Origin of the sequence: Streptomyces sp. H39-C1, from assembly GCF_027158125.1 — a bacterium.
GTDB classification, from domain to species: domain Bacteria; phylum Actinomycetota; class Actinomycetes; order Streptomycetales; family Streptomycetaceae; genus Actinacidiphila; species Actinacidiphila fildesensis.
The window spans coordinates 1-19,139 of record NZ_JAPVLS010000126.1 but is presented as its reverse complement, the minus strand read 5'-3'; the positions used below and the strand labels follow the sequence as shown (position 1 = coordinate 19,139).

Below are 19,139 nucleotides of genomic sequence, written 5' to 3'. Positions count from 1 at the left end.
CCCCCGGAAGCGGACCGCGTCCACCACACCGTCGAGCACGGCCTGACGCAGATCCCCCCGCTCGGGCAGCACGGCACTCGCGGGGTCGGCGAGCAGCGTCTCGGGGTCCGGGAGGTCCATCCGGTCCAGGCTCGCCAGCAGCTCCAGCCCCGGACCGTCTCCCACGGTGCCTCTGACCAGCAGGGAGAGCACCTCCCGGGAGGAGCCGGCCGCGGTCGCGAAGGCGATGAGGCACAGCGTCATCTCCCAGCTCCGGGGAGACGGCCAGGCACCGCCGCGGCGCGTCTCACTGCTGGGCAGCCGGTGCACGAGCGCGGGGCGGACGGACAGCAGCCCGCACACCGCGCGACGGGCGAAGTCCACCGCCACCGGCAGCCTGTCCGGGTCGAGCAGCGGCAGGGTCGCCCGGGGCCAGGTCCCGCCCAGGCCGCGCACCACGACCTCGTGGTCGTGCGTCCACTGAAGGTGGACGAAACGGTTGGCCAGCGGCGGGCTCAGCTCCCAGCCGTCCGCGGCCGAGGAGCGCGGGTTGGCGGCGGCCACGATCCGGACCCCGGGAGGCAGTTGCAGGGAGCCGATCCGCCGTTCCAGCACCAGGCGGAGCAGCGCGGCCTGGACGGCCGGCGGCGCGGTGGACAGTTCGTCCAGGAACAGCAGCCCCCGACCGGCCCGTACCAGCCGCACGGCCCAGTCCGGCGGGGCCATCGGGACCCCCTGCTCCGCGGGATCGTCTCCGATGACCGGCAGGCCGGAGAAGTCCGACGGCTCGTGCACGCTGGCGATCACCGTGGTCAGTGGCAGGTCCAGAGCCGCGGCGAGCTGCGTGAGAGCCGCGGTCTTGCCGATACCCGGCTCGCCCCACAGGAGGACGGGCAGGTCGGCGGCGACAGCAAGGGTCAGGGCCTCCAGTTGGTTGTCGGGGCGCGGTTCGGTCGTCGCGTTGCGCAGCAACGTCAGCAGGTCGCCGGCGACATCGAGTTGGGGGGCGCGAACCGGGTCGGAAAGGGTGTCGGGGGCAGCGAACGGAGTGCATGTGGGCATGTTTGATCACCTTTGGGTTCGTGAGGGGTCGAGCGGGGGGCAGGGGAGGGCGATCCCCGAGGTCAGCGGAGCGTCATGTGGCGCGGGTGGGAGCGGCTGTCGCGGGGACGCAGACGATCCGGGGAATTCGGGGGGATGCGGCCGGGTCCGGGGCCGATCAACCCCGACCGGTACAGCCCGTAGGTGATCCGCCGCTGCGCCGCCGTCTCCAGTTCGTCGCGCAGCGCACCGGCGCGTAGCAGCGCGTCGGGGCCCAACAGGCCCTCGACGACGGCCAGCGCACCGGCGGTGTCGCCGTGGTCCAGGCGTTCGCGGACTCCGGTGAGGCAGTCAGGACGGCGGTGCGCCGCATCGATGGCCTGCAGACAGGGAAGCGGAGTGCCGGTCAGAGCGACCAGCAGTTCCTCCCGCCGGATCTCTGCCGGGTCGTGGTCCAGTGGGGCCAGTACCCCGTCGACCAGGGCGATCCGGTGCTGAGCTCCCCGGCACTGCACGAGGCGCGGCTGTCCTGGCCGGTGCGGAGACGGGGACGGACCGGCCGGCGCATGATCCGGTACCAGCGCCGAGGCGACCAGCGGATGCAGCCGGTCGACGTCGATCGAACCGGTGCGGATCAGTTCCAGGTCGGGTGGCACCCAGGCCGCCGCGTCGGGCAGGACCGGCAGCGCGGGATCCCCGCCATCCATGGTCGCCGCCGCGATCCGCAGCGTGGGTGGCCCGCCTCCGTCCCTGTCGGCGACGAGGTCCAGGACCAGCCGATGCCGGGCCCCGAACCGCACGGCGACGGGACCGGTCGGCCGCCGCTCGGCGTGGAGCAGGATGCCGGCCTCGGCAGCCCACCGGTCAACAGCGCAGTGGCGCCCCGGTGGTACTACCGACAGCAGCTCGGTCCCCAGGAGCTGAGTTCCCGGCTGCTCAACGCCGGTCAACTCCGCGTCCATCACGGCGGGTTCGGGCGCGGGGTGGCCGTCGGCGGTCCACCGATCGGCCCCGGACCGGATCCACAGTTCACCGGTCCTGCGCGCGTCCCACAGGTGGCGGTGCAGATCGAGGCGGAACCGCCGGTTGGGATGGGGATGCGGATGGCGGGCGGTGCCGGCCTCGGAGTGGGTTCCGTCCCACAGCGCGAGGCTGATCCGCTGACCCGCGTCCGCCCAGGCCGGCGGAGTCCGGGCCACGAGGTGCAGCGGCCTTGCGCCGTCACGCCCCGCGTCGTCGTACCGAGCCAGGGCCATGGTCAGGCCCGGGCGCAGCAGCCCGTTGGGAGCGATGCGCGGCATGTGCCAGCGCAGCAGGTCGGGCACCAGATGGCGGAGGTCGGCCCGGAGTTGGGACGCGATGGCGTGGCCGTACGTACGTGCCACGGAACGCAGACGGAGATCGACGTCGATGCCTGCGGCAGCGCAGGCCCCTGCCCAGTCCCCGGCACGGCGGCGGGCGGTCGCAGTCTCGATCATGGACGGCGGCACGGCGAACTCACGCACGCGCAGCCAGAAGGAAAGGCGGGAATCCCTGTTCGCGGTCTCAGTGAGCATCAGCACTCACCTTGCGCGGACGGGTCCCCCAATCTGTGAACAGAGTGAGTCATCATCGCGGTGATCGTAGCGCTCCTGACGACGATCTGCCAGCTCCTTCCGGTCCGGGCCGACGCGCGGTCGGCTGATGTGACAGCGGCCCCGGCGCCCCTCGCGCATCCGCGAGGGGCCCCGAGGCCGGCGTTCACGTCAGGTCACCGCCACCGGGTCATGGGTAGGCGACCACGTTGCTGGGAGTGGTGTTCGAGGCGGTCAACGCCCCTGTGTCGTTGATGACATGGGTGATGGTGCCCACGCCGCCGAGCGACACGGTCAGCGCGTCATGGAACCGCACGCCCGGGGTGTTGGGAACCTCGAAGGCGTGGTAGCTGTTCACCGCCGGATTGACGTTGAAGTAGCAGTAGCTGCCGAGTCCCCACGCCTCGTGCGTGGTGACACCCGCACCCACCTTGTACGCGGCGTACCCGTTGACTCCCGCCGCGCTCATCCACGCGCCCTGGTTCGGCACGTCGTACGGCATCTCGTTCTGGAAGAAGATCGTCTTGCCGTTCTGGCCGTTCCAGATGACCTCGTGCTTCTGGTAGTGCTCGACGAACAGTCCGGTCGCCAGGACGCTGCCACCGTTGACGATCACGCCGGTGTCCGCCGTGTTGGTCGTCCAGCCGATGGTGCCGGCGTTGCCGTGGTCGGCCCGCCAGGCCCAGATGTGGTCGATGATCGTGTTGTTGCTGTTGACGATCAGGCTGGTCGTGGCCTTGCCGGCGATCTGGCCGCCGATCCGGAAGAACACGTCCTGGATGGTCGTCGGGTTGCCCGCGTGGTTGGCGGACGATCCGGCCGGCCCGACGGTCAGCAGCGCCGCCGAGTTGGTGGTGCCGGCGTCGATCAGCAGGCCCTTGAGCCGGACACCGTCCACGTCGGCGACCTGGATCGCGTCGACGCCGTTGTCCGGAACGAAGGTCGGGTAGCCGATGCCGAGGACGACGGTGTTGGCACGGTTGATGTTGAGCGTCTGGTTCAGGTGGTAGACGCCCGGGGTGACGAACAGGTTGCAGCCCTGCGAGAGCGCGTTGTTGATGGTCGCGGCGGTGTCGCCCGCCTTGACCACGTAGAACTGGCTCATCGGCTGCGAGGTGCCGGGAGTGCTGCCGTTCGCCCAGCTCGCGCCGGAGGCGTTGGTCCGCAGCGACGGGAGGAACACCCGGTACTTGCCGGTGCCGTCGACGTACAGGTACGGCACGTCACGGGAGACGGGGGTGGTGGCCAGCGTCGTCTCGGGCGGGTTGGGGAAGGTGTTCGCCGGAGCGCCGGTGGTGCCGGAGAAGACCATGTTCCACACGCCGCCGGCCCAGCTGCCCAGGTTGCTGTCCCGGGTGTACCACTGCTGCTGCGAGATGGACGCGGCCTGGCCGCTGACCTTGGTGTCGGCGACATAGCCGCCGCTCGCCCAGCCGTAGCTGGCCGGGTAGAGCTGCAGATCGCCGTGGACGTCGATGCGGCGGAACGGGGCGGCCTGGGCGACGGCCCAGCGGTTGCCGCCGACCGGGTTGATCGCCAGGTTCTCGGCCGAACGCCAGAAGTTCTGCGTCGCATTGCCCGCGTCGGAGGCGTTGAAGGCGTCCACGGTGACGTGACCGTTGATCGTCACGTCGTCCGGGTTCTGCCCGAGACCGGCCACCGAGGTGTAGAAGCCGACGTTGTCGTTGACGGCGTACGTGCCCGGCTTGAAGAGCTGTGCCACGCGGTTCGAGCTGAACTGCGCGGTGTTGGTGTCCTTCATCTGGGCGAACTGCGCGTCGAGCTGCGCCTGGATGGTGGCGCTGGACATGCTCGGGTCGTAGATGTGGACGTTCGGGCCGAAGTTCGGCGTGTCCGACTGCGTGGGGCAGCCGGCCGATGCGCCGATCGTGTAGGTCGCGCTGGCCACGGCCGAGTCGGTGAGGCCGGACTTGACGGCGATGGCCTTGACGGTGGTGGTGGCCGTGACACTGATCGGCGCGCTGTACAGCGTGGACGCGGCGGTGGGGGTGGAGCCGTCACGGGTGTAGTGGATGCTCGCGCCGGCGGTCGCGTCCGCGACCGTCACGCTCTGGGCCGACGTGTAGCTGCCGCCCGCCGGATTGAAGGTCGGTGTGGCCACCGAGCCGGTGCCGCCACCGCCCTGGGTGTACGTGAAGTGGGGCGTGTCGTACTGCGGCCCGCTCTTCTCGTAGGTGAACCAGTACTCCAGGACCGACCCGTTGGTGAGTGAGCTCACGGTCTGGGTCCAGGTGCCCGCGCTGTTGGCCATACGGACGTTCTGCTGGCCGGCGCTGTTGACGAGGTAGTGCACATCGACGTAGAGCGCGGCCGTGGTGGGTGTGAAGGAGATCTGCGCCTGCGTCGCGTTCAGTTGCGTGACGCTCTGGGTGTAGTCGGCCGCGGCAGCCGAGGCGGGACCGGCGAGCTGGCTGAGGCCGAGCAGCCCGGTCAGCACGAGCACGAGCGCACTCAGGAAAGCGACGCTGCGCTGGTGGAGACGTGGTGGCGGACGCATGCGGCCGGGAAGGGCGGTGCTGCGCATGGGTGGGGGGTCCTTTCGCCTGGTTTCGTGAAGTGAACACCGAGTCGGCGCGGAAGAAAGGTGAAGATGGTCTCGAAACTGCGGATTAGAGTTACGTGAGACCAATTAGCCTTTGATTCAAGCTATTGAAAACGCTCTCAATCTACGGATCGCCGAGACACTGGATCTGTTTAGGCAGTGTTAAGTGGCAGCGGCGAGCCGTCAAGACGATGCGCAGAATTCAACTCTTGAACGCCAACTCCGGCGAGGTGGGCCAATGTTCGGCCGCGGGCGTCATCACTTCACGGGTCGGGCGAGGGAGCTCAGGACCCACCGGTCGGTTCGAGGCGGATCAGGATCCGCCGGTGGGGCCGAGGGGGATGAGGACCCGACGGTCGGTTCGAGAGAGCTCAGGACCCGCCGGCCAGAACTCGCAGCAGGCGTGCCACCTCCACCGCGACCGCGTCGCGGGCCGGGCCGAGGTACTTGCGGGTGTCGGAGACACCGGGATCGGCGTCGAGGTACGTCCGGACCGCCCGGGTGAACGTCTTGTTGAGGTGGGTGGAGATATTGACCTTCGTCATGCCCGCCGCCACCGCCCGGATGAGGTCCGCGTCGCCGACTCCGGACGAGCCGTGCAGGACGAGCGGGACGCTGACGGCGTCGCGCAGCCGGGTGATCAGCTCGAAGTCGAGGACGGCGTCGCGGGTGTGCATCGCATGGGAGCTGCCCACCGCCACGGCGAGCGCGTCGACTCCGGTGGCGGCGACGAAGTCCCGCGCCTCGTCAGGATCGGTGCGGACGCCCGGGGCATGCGCGCCGTCCTTGCCGCCGACCTCGCCGAGCTCGGCCTCGACCCACACCTTCCGGCTGTGGCAGTGCGCCGTGATCTCCCGGGTGGCGGCGACGTTGTCGGCGTAGGGGAGCTTGGCTCCGTCGAACATGACGGAGGTGAAGCCGAGTTCCACCGCCTCCCGCACCAGGCCCGCCGATTCCGCGTGGTCGAGATGGACGGCCACGGGGACGCTCGCGGCCCGCGCGATGGCCAGCGAGGCGAGGGCGATCGGTTCGAGGGCACCGTGGTAGCGGGCGGTGTTCTCGCTGATCTGCAGGATCACCGGACGCCCGGCCGCCTCGGCGCCCGCGACGATGGCCTGGGCGTGCTCCAACTGGACGACGTTGAACGCGCCCACGCCCGCGACCCTTCCGGCCGCGTCGTCGGCGATCTCATGGGTGGGTGCGAGCGGCATGGACTTCCTCCACAGGAACGGCGGTACGGAAACGGCGGTAGGCGTCGGCGTCGAAGTCGCCCGCCGTGGGACGCAGGACGGCTGCGGCCGACAGGGCGACGGCCTCGCACAGGACGGCGGGCCACGGTGCCCCGGTGGCGAGCCCGGCCGCGAGCGCCGCGACGCATGCGTCGCCCGCCCCCGTCGGGTTGCCGGTCAGCCGCTCGGGCGGCGTCGCACGCCAGGAGCCCTGCGGGGTGATCGCGTGCAGCCCGTCGGGACCGCGGGAGGCCACGACGGTACGGGCGCCCATCGCCCGCAGTCCGGCAGCCGCGGCCGCGACGTCCTCACGGCCGGTGACGGCGGCGAGTTCATCGGTGTTGGGTTTGACCACGTCGGGGCCGGCGGCCAGCGCGGCGCGCAGTGCGGGGCCGCTCGTGTCCAGGACCGTGGCGACGCCCTTGTCGCGGGCGAGGGTGACGAGGTGTGCGTACGCGTCGGCGGGCAGGCCCGGCGGAAGGCTGCCGGAGAGCACCACCACATCGGCGTCGCGAAGGAGTCGTGTGTACCGCGCGGTGAAGGCCTCCCACTCGCCGGTCGTCACGGACGGCCCGGTCTGGTTGAACACGGTGGCATCACCGTCCTCGCGGGAGACGACCGTCACGGTGCGCCGTGACTCGCCCGCCACGGGCACCAGTTCGTCCCGCAGTCCGGCCGCCCGCAGTTCACCGCGCAGCCGGACGCCGGTGTCACCGCCGCACAGTCCGGTCACGACCGCCGGCCAGCCCAGCGTGGCGAGCACCCGGGCGACGTTGACGCCCTTGCCGCCGGCGCGCTCGTGCACGGTGTCGACCCGGTGCGAGGTGCGGGGCACGAGGCTGTCGACGAAGTACGTGACGTCGAGGGCCGCGTTGAGCGTGACGGTCAGGATCACCGTGACCCGACCCCCGCGGAACCGGCGGTGGCGCCGCGCATGGCGAACTCCCCGTCTCCGGTGCCGGCGCCGGTGCCGGTGCCGGTGCTGGTGCTGGTGCCGCGCGTCGCGGCGTCCACGGCCTGCCACGCGTACAGTCCGGCGCCCAGGCAGCCGGCCATGTCGCCCAGGGCCGCCCGCACGACGGCCGGCCGGCGCTGGAACGTCAGCCGCTGGGCCAGCCGGGCACGGACCGGCTTCAGGAGGGTGTCGCCCGCCTGGGCGAGGCCGCCGCCGAGGACGACGAGTTCGGGGCCGAGCAGCGAGGACGCGGTCGCCAGGGTCGACGCGAGCGCGTCGACCGCGCGGTCCCAGACCGCCACGGCGTCGGCGTCGCCCTGCGCCACGAGCGCCGCCACCTCGTCGGCGCCCTGGAGGGTACGGCCGGTCCGTGCGGTGAAGGCCGCCTTGATCGCGACCGCCGAGGCCACCGTCTCCAGGCAACCGCGGCCGCCGCACTGGCACTTGGCGCCGTCGGGATCGACGACCACATGGCCGAGTTCGCCCGCGTGACCGCCGGCCCGGACGGGCCGCCCGTCGCTGATGACGGCGGCGGCGATGCCGGTGCCGATGGCCACGAAGAGCACATCGCGGGCGCCGCGGGCCGCCCCCAGGACGCATTCGGCGAGCCCCCCGGCCCGGACGTCGTGCCCGAGCGTCACGGGGAGCCCCGTGCGGCGTTCGAGAAGGTTCGCGAGCGGGAGGTCGCGCCAGCCGATGTTGGCCGAGTAGACGGCGTGCGAGAGGTCCTCGTCGACGTGGCCGGGGACCACCACGCCGACCCTGCGGACCCGCAGTCCCTCGTCACGGGCCTGCCGGGCGAGCGCCCGGAGCGTCTCGGTGATGACGTCCACCACCGCTTCCGGTCCCGCTGCCCGGGGGGTCGGCCGGCGCACGGTGGCCAGCAGCAGTTCCCGGTCGAGAAGCGCGCCCTTGATACCGGTGCCGCCGACGTCCAGCGCGATCACGCACTCGCCGGCGTCCTGTCCCTCACGCATGGCGGCCCTCCAGAACGACGGAGCGGGTGAGGTTGCGCGGCCGGTCCGGGTCGTAGCCGCGGGCCTCGGCGATGGTGACCGCCAGCCGCTGGGCGCGCACGAGGTCGGCCAGCGGGTCGAGATCCCCGGCCCTGGCCCCGTGCTGGGTCTGGGTCTGGGTCTGGGAGTGGGCGACGAGCGTGCCGCCGACCCGGGCGACATCGTCCTCGAGCCCTTGCGGCAGCGAGCCGAACATCCACGTCACGCGCCCGGGTCCGGTGATGCTGATCGGGCCGTGCCGGTACTCCATGGCGGGGTACGCCTCGGTCCACGCGCCCGCGGCCTCGCGCATCTTCAGCCCCGCCTCCAGCGCCAGACCGTAGGTCCAGCCACTCCCGAGGAAGGTGAACTGCTCGGCGCCGCACACCTCGGCGGCCAGTTCCTCGGAGACGGCTCGCTCGGCGTCCTGGGCGGCCTCGGCGACGGAGCGCACCCCTGGCGGCAGCGCGCCCTCGGCCTCCAGATGGGCGCGGAGCAGGGCGAGCACGGTGGTGGCGAACCGGGTCTGTACGACCGATTCCTCATCGGCGAAGTCCAGGACCACCAGGGCGTCGGCCGCGGTCATCACGGGAGTCGCGGGGTCTGCGGTGATCGCGGTCGTGGGCACGCCCGCGGCTCGCGCCCGGCCGAGCAGGTCCAGCACCTCGGTCGTGGTGCCGGAACGGGTGATCGCGAGGATCCGGTCGTAGCGGCGCCCGGCCGGGAATTCCGAGGCGGCGAAGGCGTCGGTCTCGCCGTGGCCACCGCTCTCGCGCAGCTCCGCGTAGGACTGCGCCATGAACCAGGAGGTGCCGCAGCCGACGACCGCCACGCGCTCGCCCCGGCGGGGGAGTGCGGCGGCATGGGCCGGGAGCGATCGGGCCGCCTGCCGCCAGCAGGCGGGCTGGGTGGCTATCTCGACGGAGGTACGGGAGGGGGTGGCGCTGGGCATACGACGCTTCCTTCAGAGTTGGTGACGACGGCACTGCACTCGGGGGAGGGGTGATCGAAACTGATTCAATCATGCCTTGTTCGAGCAAATATGAGCGACTCTGCTGGTCTTGCGGAGTATTCACGAGCTGGGCGCCCAGGTCCAGCCGCCGTTACTCGAATGTTGCGAATCGGCAGGTGGAGAGCGCTTACTGGCCAGGTTGGGCGGCGTGAAGCCGGTAGTCGCCCGTGTCTGCGGCTTGCACGGTGAGCCTGATTCGCATGCGCACAGTTGTTGACTCGCCAGCGAGTCTGAGCAGATTATGTCAATCGCTCGTAGCGCCCCGCCCCCGTGCCGTACGGCGACCCCCCACCCCGAAGGAGCCACCCACCGTGGCAACCAGACTCCGCAGGCCGCTCACCGTGGTCCTGAGCGCCGCCCTGATACCCGCCGGCTGTCTGCTGGGCACCGGCCCGGCCGCCGCGAACGACGGCGTGAGCCAGCCGGCGGCGAACTACTCGTCCGCGGCGACGCCCAGCACGCCCATCGCCGCCCTCCCGCCGATGGGCTTCAACAACTGGTCCCGTTCGACGTGCGCGCCCCAGGCGCCGCTGGACGGCTCCAACCGGCTGGACTACTCCTTCCAGCAGTACATGAAGGACAACGCCAAAGGGCTGGCCGACACCGGTCTGATCGCCAAGGGCTATCGGACGATCACCGTCGACGACTGCTGGATGTACCGCAACAGCTCCGGCTATCTGCACGGCGGGCTCAACTGGGGCGGCGCCACCGACGTCCGCAACCCCGCGAAGCAGCCCGGCTTCGACTACGAACTGACGGCCTACGGCGACTACCTGCACAGCCTTGGCGCGAAGTTCGGCATCTACGAGACCTCCGGCACGCACACCTGCAGCACCGCCACGCCGACCGCACCCAACCTGCCCAACGGCAGCGAGTACTACGAGCAGAAGGACGCCGACTCCTTCGTCTCGTGGGGCGTCGACCAGCTCAAGTACGACAACTGCGGCGACGAGGAGCCGGTGCAGACGCTCGACACCCGCATGTCCAACGACCTGCGGACCGCGGTCACCTCCGCGGCCGGCAGCGGTGCCACGCCCAACATCACGTTCAACATCTCCGCCCCGGCCGGCTACGGCAACGGCTCCACGAAGTTCGCCGCGATGAACTGGGTGCGCGGGCTCGGCCAGCTCTGGCGGGTGGGCCCGGACATCTGGAACTACGGCGACGGCAAGAATCCGTGGAACGTGCCGCTGGCCGGCTACAACTTCGGTGCGTACCAGAGCTTCGACAACACTCTGGAGCTCAGCCGCTACCAGGGGCCGGGCAACTGGAACGACGCCGACATGCTGCTGATCGGCGACAACGGTATGACCACCGCCGAGGAACGCAGCCAGATGGCACTGTTCTCCGCACTGGCCGCACCCCTGGTGATCAGCACCGATGCCCGTAAGTTCCAGCCGTCGTACATCGCCGCCCACCCGGCGGAAGCGGTGCACCTGAACGCGTCCGTCGCGATCCTGGGCAACTCCGAAGTGATCGCGGTGGACCAGGACCCGCTGGGCGCCGGCGGCTACCGCGTCTCCGGCGGTGGGGCCGACGCGGACGGCTCCCCGGCCGCCACGACCGGTGACGACGTCGTCCTCAAGCCCCTCGCCGACGGCAGCAAGGCCGTCGTCGTGCTCAACAAGGGCTCCGCGGCCACCAACTACTCGCTCTCCCTCGCCGGTCTCGGCTTCAGCGCCGCGGGCTGCGGCTACGACGTCCGCGACCTGTGGGCACACAGCAGCAGCACGTCGACCGGGTCGGTGCCGCTCACGCTCGGCGCGCACGACAACGCGATGCTCAAGATCACTCCGCACGCCGGCTGCGGCAGCTTCACCCCGAGCGGACAGATCACCGCTTCACGCGACAACTGGGGCAAAGCGTCGCTGTGCCTCGACAACTACCGATCCGGCACCGCCACCAACAACCCGGTCGACCTCTATCCCTGCACCGGTGGCTCCAACCAGCAGTGGCGGCGCAACTCCGACGGCACGGTCCAGCTGCTGCAGTCCGGCACCACGAACCTCTGTCTGACCGCACAGAGCGGTACGACCACCGGGGCGATCAACGGGAAGTCCGGTCAGTGGGCGGGCGTCGCCCCGTGCGGGTCCGCCGCCGGCTACCAGACCTGGACGTACAACCGGGACGGAAACCTCAAGCTCAGCGGCACCACCAAGTGCCTCGACAGCTATGGCGGGGCGACGACCACGAGCGGCACGCCCGTCGACCTGTACACCTGCGGAACCGCACCCGGCTCGCTCCAGACCAACCAGACCTGGGCGGCTCCCTTCAACGCTCCACCCGCCGCCTGACCTGACGGCGACCGGTCCGGCCCACGGGGTCCGCGGCGATGTCCAACGCCGCGGACCCCTTCTGTCGTGTGCTCTCCCGGCTGTCCCGCCGGCGGCGGGAATGCTCACCTCACTGCTCTGACCTGGAGCTAGACTCCCCCCATGCTCAAAGTTGACAGAATCGCCCGGATCCTTGATCACGTTTCCAAGGAGGGCAGTGCCGACGTCCATGTGCTCACCGAGCTGCTCGGAGTGTCAGGGGCGACGGTCCGGCGCGATCTGCAGACGCTGCACGAGCAGGGGCTGCTGCACCGCACCCGCGGTGGCGCGGTGACCGGCACGTTCAACCTGGAACTGCCGCTGCGCCACCGGGCGGGACGCCAGCAGGACGAGAAGCGGCGGATCGCGCTCGCCGCGGCCCGTCTGGTCCCGGACGGAGCGGTGGTGGGGATGACCGGGGGCACCACGGTCACCGAGATCGCCCGGGCGCTGGCCGACCGCAGCGGTATCACCGTCGTCACCAACGCGGTCAACATCGCCGCCGACCTGATCGCCCGGTCCGAGATCCGTCTCGTGGTCGTCGGCGGGAACGCCCGGACGGCCAGCTACGAACTGGTCGGACCGGCGGCCGAGCGGATGCTCGCCCAGTACAACCTGGACATCGCCTTCATCGGGGTGGACGGCCTGACCGCGAGCGAGGGCTGCACCACGCACGACGAGATGGAGGCCCACACCGACCGGGCCTTCCTGCGCAACAGTGCGCGCTCCGTGGTCGTCGCGGACAGCACCAAGATCGGCCGGGTGACCTTCGCGGAGATCTGCCCGCTCGCCGACATCGACGATCTCGTCACCGACGACAGCCTCGACGAAGCGCGGGAGCAGGCCATCGTCGAGTGCGGCGTCCGGGTGCTGCGGGTCTGACGTGGGGTAGCGGCACTCAAGGATCAGGTAGCCGCCTGAAGTTGGTCCAGACCTATTGACGGTAGGTCTGGACCAATCTACCGTGGGCGACGCTCGCGACGAGTCCTGTGCCTTCTGCCAACTCACCCACTGTCCTGCGCCCGTGGACGCCATGTGGACCCGGTGATGGTGTTCATGGAGAGACGGAGCGAAACATGATCGGTCGGACATCACGTCTGCTGGGAGTCGGCCTGGCGACGGCCTTCGCCGTCCAGATGCTCGTCGCCGCGGCGCCGAGCGCCGCACCCCAGGCCACCGTGTGCGCGGTCAAGTCGAAGCCGGCGGGCAAGGTACTCCAGGGGTACTGGGAGAACTGGGACGGCGCCGCGAACGGTGTGCACCCCCCGCTCGGCTGGATCCCGATCACCGACGCCCGCATCCATGATCACGGCTACAACGTCATCAACGCGGCGTTCCCCGTCATCCACTCGGACGGCACCGTCCTGTGGCAGGACGGGATGGACTCGACCGTGAAGGTGCCGACCCCGGCCGAGATGTGCCAGGCCAAGGCAGCCGGTCAGACGATCCTGATGTCCATCGGCGGTGCGGCGGCAGGGATCGACCTCAACTCCACCGCTGTCGCGGACCGGTTCATCGCGACCGTGGTGCCGATCCTCAAGGCGTACAACTTCGACGGCATCGACATCGACATCGAGACCGGTCTCATCGGCAGCGGCACCATCACCAAGCTGTCCGCCTCGCAGGCCAACCTCGTGCGCATCATCGACGGCGTCCTCGCCCAGATGCCCTCGAACTTCGGTCTGACCATGGCGCCCGAGACCGCCTACGTCACCGGCGGCAGCGTGGCCTACGGCTCGATCTGGGGCGCGTACCTGCCCATCGTCAAGAAGTACGCGGACAACGGCCGGCTGTGGTGGCTGAACATGCAGTACTACAACGGCAGCATGTACGGGTGCTCCGGCGACTCCTACTCCGCCGGCACGGTCGCGGGGTTCACCGCGCAGACCGACTGCCTGAACAAGGGACTCGTCGTCCAGGGCACCACCATCAAGGTCCCCTACGACAAGCAGGTCCCGGGACTGCCCGCCCAACCGGGCGCCGGGGGCGGGTACATGGCACCGAACCTGGTGTCCCAGGCCTGGAACAAGTACAGCGGCGGCCTCAAGGGGCTCATGACCTGGTCCATCAACTGGGACGGCTCGAAGGGATGGACCTTCGGGAACAACGTCAAGGCCCTCCAGGGGCGCTGAATCGGGCTTCATAGCATTGCGACGATGACCTGGCAAACGTGCAGGTCAAGAGGGGTCCGGTTTTTCGAAGCCGGGCCCCTGGTTTTTCCCGTGCTGGGATGGTGCTGGGATAACTCACCCTTCGACACCTGTCATCACCCTTGATCATCTCTACCGTGCTGGGATCGTGCTGGGACGGCTGCGAGGCCCCGTGCCGGGCCGCAGGCGTCGTTCACTGCAGACGAGGTAGACCCAGCCGGACGGGCCCGAACCCATATATTTTCGTCTCCACTCCGAGGTTCTCTGCGCTGTGCCTCTCGGCTTTGCCAGGCAGGATCACTGACCTGTGGAGCTGCCAGCGCTCTCGCAGTGCTACGGAAAACATCATTGTCGGCGTAGGCGCGACTCGCCCCTCGGAAACCTTCGTGGCTGTCTATGTGCGACGAACCCCACAGGGCTGATGACGACACTTGTCCGCCGTCCCGCGAGCCAGCCGCGCCGGCTAATGAGTCGGACGTCCTGGGAATCTGAATGAAGTAACGGAAATCCGCTATGTGCCCCGGCGCGAGGGCGGATCCGCGCCGGAGGGGAGAGGCCGACGACCTCGGCGCGTACGTCGTGAAGTTGTCCAGCTGACGGCTTTGACCTGGAGTGATGTCGCTGAACGGGGCTCTGGCCTGGGCGGATCCGTCTTTCTTTCAGACTCGTGCCCGGTTGTGCAGTTGATACTCCCCACGCGCTCCCCAGAGGCGCTCGCACTCCCCAAATTCTCCCCAAGAGGTACTGCCGTAGGAGCATCGCCTGTCCCGTCTGGCGGTGCAGGTGTGGGTCGTGCCGATTCGCTTTGCGTAAGCGCTCAGAGGAGGTGTCCGCATTCGCCCAGTCAGATGTCGCGGAAGGGACCACGCGAGTCCGTGACCTGCCGGAATGGCAGGCTGCTGGGCGCCGACCAGCGAATATGGTCTTTCGGTTGTTTCACGGTAATGCCCGTTGATGCGGCCGGAAGTCCCAGAAGAGTCCCAGGGTCGGTGGCCATTCTTGGGGCTCTGCGCAGTGGTCGAGGCTGCATCTGGGCTGGGGTTCGTGCATCGGTGCTCGGCCTGGAACGAACGGCATCGTACGTGTCTGCAGCAGCTCGACGCTGGGGCAGACAGCTTGCTGGCTGCGCGGGCATGGTAGTTACCGGTTGGTTCATGGCGTTGGCTAGGTCATCCTCGAACTACCCCCGCTCGCGCGGGGAGACCTTGATGGTTGACAGGTTCAAAGCACGCGAGTTCGCAGAATCCTGGACGCCCCTGGTGGGGAACCCGCACGGGGATGGCCGCTTTCTGCCGCGTTCCGCGGCGGGTTCGCGCGGTGACTTGCCCGGCGTCGCGGTGTTTCAGAAGCCCGTCTGAATGCAGTCACGTAATCGGGCCGGGTGGTGAGGACCGGCCAGCTCGGCCGCAGCCCGTTAGCCAGGTCCCCTCGCCTCCATAAAGAGCTGCCGTGAGTAATAAGACGACGTTTCCTTTGGCGGGGGTTGTCATTGTGTTGGTATGACGAGTCTTGCTGAGCATCTGGTCTCGGATGAGTTGTGGGAGTTGTTTCGGCGGGTGGTGCCGGAGACGGTGGTGGTGCGTCCGCAGGGCGGGGGCCGTCGGCGGGCCGGCGACCGTGAATGCCTGACCGCGATCGTGTTCGTGGCCACGTCTGGATGCTCCTGGCGGCAGTTACCGCCGGTGTTCGGGCCGGCCTGGCCCACCGTCTACCGACGTTTTGCGCGGTGGACCCAGCTGCGTGTCTGGGCCCGCCTGCACCGCGTCATCCTCGATGAACTCGGTGCTCAGGGGGGTTTGGACTGGTCACGATTCGCCGTTGACTCCGTAAGTGTCCGCGCCCTCAAAGGGGGCAGCTGACCGGACCGAATCCGACCGATCGCGGCAAGTTGGGATCGAAAATCCATCTCGTCGTCGATCGTGCCGACCTGCCCGTCTCTGTCGCCATCTCGGCCGCCAATACCCACGACAGCCTGGCCCTGCAACCGCTGGTCATGGGGATCCCGCCCGTCCGCAGCCCTCGCGGTCCGCGGCGTCGCCGCCCGGCAAAGCTCCGCGGCGACAAGGGCTACGACTATCCCTACCTGCGTCGATGGCTCCGCGAGCAGAACATCATTCCTCGCATCGCCCGGCGCGGCGTTGAGAACTCACAACGCCTGGGCCAACACCGCTGGGTGGTCGAGCGCACCATGTCCTGGCTCGGCGGATGTCGTCGCCTCCACCGACGCTACGAACGCAAGCCCGAGCACTTCCTGGCGTTCACTGCCATCGCCACCAGCCTCATCAACCACCGCCGACTCACCAAATGAAACGACTTCGTAGCCTCATTGATCTTGATGCTGCCGGGCACGGGCGGCGCGAGACCCGCTCGGTACGCACGCTCACGGTCACCGGCCTCGGCCTGGAGTCCCCCACGTCGTCCAGGCGGCGAAGATCCTGCGGCATCGCACCGACGTCAAGACCCGCAAGGTCACCCGACAGACCGTCCACGCCATCACTGACATGACCGCGCGTGAGGCATCGCCGCAGCTCATCGGCCGTCTCGCCAGGTCGCAGTGGGGCATCGAGGCCGTCCACCACGTCAGAGACGTGACGTTCGCCGAGGACGCCTCCAAGGTCCGGACCGGACACGGACCGGAGAACATGGCCACGCTGCGGAACTTCGCGATCAACACCCTTTGGGACGCCGGCCACCACAGTATCGCCGCCGGACTGCGGGAGGTCTCCTACACGCCGTTCACCCGCTCGCTCGACCTGCTCGGGCTTGCCTGACCAGCATTGCCACATGATCACCTGGACTTTGAATCAGCCCTGCCGGGCGACCCGCTACCGGCGCGATACCGTCGACCAGGGCGGGGCTCTGCGTGACGTCGTTGACGTTGGCCGCGGTGGTGATGACCTTGAGCAGGGTGCCGCGTCCGTCGCAGATCAAGTGGTGCTTGCTGCCCGTCTTGCGCCGGTCGACAGGGGACGGACCGGTGTCGGCAAAACCTCTTTCGCGCGGATGTGGGAGCCGTCCACGCGTGCCCGTGACCAGTTGAGTCCGCCGACCACGTTCAACTCGGAGAGCAGGATGCGGTGCAGCTGGTCGAAGACGCCGGCCTGCTCCCACCGTCCAGGCGGCCCGAGCAGGTCTGCCCGGAACCGAACCCCAGCTCCAGCGGCAGCAGTTGCCAGGCAATATCGTTGTAGAGGACCTACAGAATGCCCTGCAGACGGAGCCTGTCTGCCACCGGCCGTTGCTGCCGCCCTGGGGACCGCTCGGGCCAGGGCGGCAGCAACGGCTCGATCAGTGCCCACAAGTCGTCATCCACGATTCACGGCCGAGTAATCACACCATCACGAACGGCCGAATCATCTTACCGGTTACGCCCGACCAGGGCATCTCAACAAGATCGTGTTACGACCTCTCAGACCTCGTTGGTGCTGCTGCCGGGCGACGGCTTCGACCGGCCCGGGTGGTCGGTCGGGGTATCACCTAGCCAACTTGCACTGCCTCAAGATCGGCCACCGGCTTTGCAAGATCCTCAACGGCTGCCGCGCGGATCGGTGGGGCCTCGACGTCCTGACGCGCGGCGGTGGCCCTCCGGCGCCGCGCCTGCCGATGGGCCGCCGGCGGCGGGACTCAGGGCCGTGCGACGAGGCGGGAGGCGAGCCGGCCGCGGTAGTGGTCGACCACCACGGCGACCATGATGACCGCGCCGGTGATCATCTGGCGCTGGAAGTCCGATACACCCATCAGCAGCAAGCCATTGGTCAGTACACCCAGCAGACAGGCGCCCAGCAGCGTGCCGACCATCGAGCCCTTGCCGCCGGACAGCGAGGCGCCGCCAATCACCACGGCGGCGATCGCGTTGAGCTCGTAGCCGCTACCCAGGATCGGGCTGGCGATGTTGAGGCGGGCCATGTACGTCACGGCGGCGATGCCGACGGTGAAGCCCGCGATCACGAACGCGGCGACCTTCACCACGCCGGTGCGGTGCCCGGAGAGCCGGACTGCTTCCTCGTTGCTGCCGATCGCGAAGACGAGCCTGCCGAAGACGGTCCGGGTGAGTACCAGATGTCCGACCGCGACCATCAGCAGGGATATCCAGAAGAGAGTGGGGATCCCCAGCAGCGTCGAGGTGCCGAAGCGGTTGAAGCTCTCGGGGAAGTCGTACAGCGTCTTGGCGTCGGTGTACTGCAGTGCCGCGCCCCGCGCCACGTTGAGCATGCCCAGGGTGACGATGAAGGACGGCACACGCCAGCGTTCCGAAACCAGCCCGTTGACCAGCCCGCAGCCCATGCCCACCAGCGCGGAGACCAGCACGGCGAGCAGTACCGCGGCGGACGTGGACAGTCCGCCGGCCGTCAGTACGTCGCCGGAGACGACGGCCGACAGTGCCATGACCGACCCGACCGACAGATCGATGCCGCCGACGAGGATGACGAAGGTCATGCCGACCGCGAGCATCGTGTTGAGGGTGATCTCGGTGGCGATGTGCGTGATGTTGTCTGAGGTGGCGAACTTCGGTGCGGACAGCGTGAAGATGGCCACCAGGGCGAGCAGGGCGATACCGATACCGGCCTCGCCCATCACCTGCTGAGCCAGCGAGGAGGCCGGGTGCGGTTTGCGGCCGAGCGTTACGGAAGTCATGGGGTGTCACCGTTCGTGGGTGCCGGAGAGTCGGCGGAGGTGTAACCGGAGTAGGCCAGGGCGAGGATCTGTGAGCTGTCGAAGTCCTTCCGCTGCACTTCGCCGACGACGCGGCCTCGGGAGAACACGAGAATGCGGTCACAGATCCCCATGAGCTCCGGCAGGTCGGAGGAGACGACCAGGAGCGCTTTGCCGTCGGCCGCGAGGTCGACGAGTTGCTGGTGGATCTCGTAGCGGGCACCGACATCGATGCCGCGCGTGGGCTCGTCGACCACCAGGACATCGGCGCCGGCCAGCAGCCAGCGGCCCAGGACAACCTTTTGTTGGTTGCCGCCTGACAGCGTCCTGACGGGATGGCGCACCCCCGGGGTGCGCACCGCGAGCCGGTCGACCGCCTGGCGGGCCAGCCGGTTCTCCTCGGCGCGCCGCAGGACTCCACCGCGTGAGATCTTCCCGATGGCGGCCAGGGTGATGTTCGCGGCGAGGGGCATGTCGAGGACCAGACCCTGACTCTTGCGGTCCTCGGTCAGCAGGCTGATGCCATGCCGGACCGCGTGCTTGGGGGAGGCGATGCGGACCGGCCGGCCCTTGACCAGAACGGTTCCGCCCTGGCGCGGATCCGCGCCGAACAGGGCGCGCACGGTTTCGGTGCGCCCCGAGCCGACGAGCCCCGCCATGCCCACGACCTCACCGG

The 19,139-nt window shown here is 69.3% G+C and carries 15 protein-coding genes; 5 read left to right on the top strand and 10 right to left on the bottom strand.

Features of this window, described 5'->3' with window-relative positions:
- The 7 genes from O3W51_RS43580 to O3W51_RS43550 all read right to left on the bottom strand — a co-directional run.
- On the bottom strand, window positions 1–1,041 hold a 1,041-nt coding region (locus O3W51_RS43580), incomplete at its 3' end, for an AAA family ATPase (RefSeq protein WP_269289315.1).
- Between the two features lie 62 nt (window positions 1,042–1,103).
- Complete coding sequence (locus O3W51_RS43575; protein ID WP_138354422.1) at window positions 1,104–2,576, bottom strand: hypothetical protein; 1,473 nt, start codon at window positions 2,574–2,576, stop codon at window positions 1,104–1,106.
- A gap of 208 nt (window positions 2,577–2,784) precedes the next feature.
- Window positions 2,785–5,139, bottom strand: coding sequence for a chitobiase/beta-hexosaminidase C-terminal domain-containing protein (locus tag O3W51_RS43570; protein WP_232485112.1), 2,355 nt, complete (start codon window positions 5,137–5,139; stop codon window positions 2,785–2,787).
- Window positions 5,140–5,528: 389 nt separating this feature from the next.
- A complete protein-coding gene (locus O3W51_RS43565; protein WP_138354423.1) occupies window positions 5,529–6,368 on the bottom strand; it encodes a class II fructose-bisphosphate aldolase in 840 nt (279 codons plus the stop codon).
- Window positions 6,346–7,281 carry a 1-phosphofructokinase family hexose kinase gene (locus O3W51_RS43560; RefSeq protein WP_138354424.1) on the bottom strand — a complete coding sequence of 312 codons (936 nt, stop codon included), beginning with the start codon at window positions 7,279–7,281 and terminating at the stop codon, window positions 6,346–6,348. Before O3W51_RS43560 ends, O3W51_RS43565 begins: the two co-directional genes overlap by 23 nt.
- Window positions 7,278–8,318, bottom strand: coding sequence for an ROK family protein (locus O3W51_RS43555; protein ID WP_138354425.1), 1,041 nt, complete (start codon window positions 8,316–8,318; stop codon window positions 7,278–7,280). The genes O3W51_RS43560 and O3W51_RS43555 overlap by 4 nt, the downstream gene beginning before the upstream one ends.
- Entirely contained in the window at window positions 8,311–9,288 is a 978-nt protein-coding gene (locus O3W51_RS43550) for an SIS domain-containing protein (protein WP_138354426.1), read from the bottom strand. Before O3W51_RS43550 ends, O3W51_RS43555 begins: the two co-directional genes overlap by 8 nt.
- 371 nt (window positions 9,289–9,659) lie before the next feature.
- Here O3W51_RS43550 and O3W51_RS43545 point away from each other — a divergent pair, with 371 nt between their 5' ends.
- The 5 genes from O3W51_RS43545 to O3W51_RS43525 all read left to right on the top strand — a co-directional run bounded on the left by O3W51_RS43545 (window position 9,660) and on the right by O3W51_RS43525 (window position 16,581).
- A complete protein-coding gene (locus tag O3W51_RS43545) occupies window positions 9,660–11,642 on the top strand; it encodes an alpha-galactosidase (RefSeq protein ID WP_187145155.1) in 1,983 nt (660 codons plus the stop codon).
- Window positions 11,643–11,783: 141 nt separating this feature from the next.
- Window positions 11,784–12,542 (top strand): DeoR/GlpR family DNA-binding transcription regulator, encoded by a 759-nt coding sequence (locus O3W51_RS43540; RefSeq protein ID WP_138354428.1) that lies wholly within the window; start codon window positions 11,784–11,786, stop codon window positions 12,540–12,542.
- Between the two features lie 194 nt (window positions 12,543–12,736).
- A complete protein-coding gene (locus tag O3W51_RS43535; RefSeq protein WP_138354429.1) occupies window positions 12,737–13,792 on the top strand; it encodes a chitinase in 1,056 nt (351 codons plus the stop codon).
- Between the two features lie 1,517 nt (window positions 13,793–15,309).
- Window positions 15,310–16,118, top strand: a protein-coding gene (locus O3W51_RS43530; protein ID WP_138354430.1) for an IS5 family transposase whose coding sequence is annotated in 2 segments (ribosomal slippage) — window positions 15,310–15,657 and window positions 15,660–16,118 — 807 coding nt in all. Because the reading frame shifts where the segments join, the coding sequence is not laid out codon by codon here.
- 124 nt (window positions 16,119–16,242) lie between these two features.
- Window positions 16,243–16,581 carry a hypothetical protein gene (locus O3W51_RS43525; RefSeq protein ID WP_331284149.1) on the top strand — a complete coding sequence of 113 codons (339 nt, stop codon included), beginning with the start codon at window positions 16,243–16,245 and terminating at the stop codon, window positions 16,579–16,581.
- Here O3W51_RS43525 and O3W51_RS49150 read toward each other — a convergent pair.
- The 3 genes from O3W51_RS49150 to O3W51_RS43510 all read right to left on the bottom strand — a co-directional run.
- Window positions 16,547–16,921, bottom strand: a complete 375-nt coding sequence (locus tag O3W51_RS49150; protein WP_443048402.1) for a transposase — start codon at window positions 16,919–16,921, stop codon at window positions 16,547–16,549. The two genes, O3W51_RS43525 and O3W51_RS49150, sit on opposite strands and share 35 nt — an antisense overlap.
- 513 nt (window positions 16,922–17,434) lie before the next feature.
- Window positions 17,435–18,445 carry an ABC transporter permease gene (locus O3W51_RS43515; protein WP_138354432.1) on the bottom strand — a complete coding sequence of 337 codons (1,011 nt, stop codon included), beginning with the start codon at window positions 18,443–18,445 and terminating at the stop codon, window positions 17,435–17,437.
- Window positions 18,442–19,139: ATP-binding cassette domain-containing protein (locus tag O3W51_RS43510; protein WP_269289306.1), on the bottom strand; the 698-nt coding region annotated here is incomplete at its 5' end. The genes O3W51_RS43515 and O3W51_RS43510, both read right to left, overlap by 4 nt.

Bases quoted from the DNA above. Each gene is read 5' to 3' on its own strand.
- O3W51_RS43575 (WP_138354422.1), bottom strand. From the start codon at position 2,576: ATGCTCACTGAGACCGCGAACAGGGATTCCCGCCTTTCCTTCTGGCTG.
- O3W51_RS43570 (WP_232485112.1), bottom strand. From the start codon at position 5,139: ATGCGCAGCACCGCCCTTCCCGGCCGCATGCGTCCGCCACCACGTCTC.
- O3W51_RS43565 (WP_138354423.1), bottom strand. From the start codon at position 6,368: ATGCCGCTCGCACCCACCCATGAGATCGCCGACGACGCGGCCGGAAGG.
- O3W51_RS43555 (WP_138354425.1), bottom strand. From the start codon at position 8,318: ATGCGTGAGGGACAGGACGCCGGCGAGTGCGTGATCGCGCTGGACGTC.
- O3W51_RS43550 (WP_138354426.1), bottom strand. From the start codon at position 9,288: ATGCCCAGCGCCACCCCCTCCCGTACCTCCGTCGAGATAGCCACCCAG.
- O3W51_RS43540 (WP_138354428.1), top strand. From the start codon at position 11,784: ATGCTCAAAGTTGACAGAATCGCCCGGATCCTTGATCACGTTTCCAAG.
- O3W51_RS43535 (WP_138354429.1), top strand. From the start codon at position 12,737: ATGATCGGTCGGACATCACGTCTGCTGGGAGTCGGCCTGGCGACGGCC.
- O3W51_RS43515 (WP_138354432.1), bottom strand. From the start codon at position 18,445: ATGACTTCCGTAACGCTCGGCCGCAAACCGCACCCGGCCTCCTCGCTG.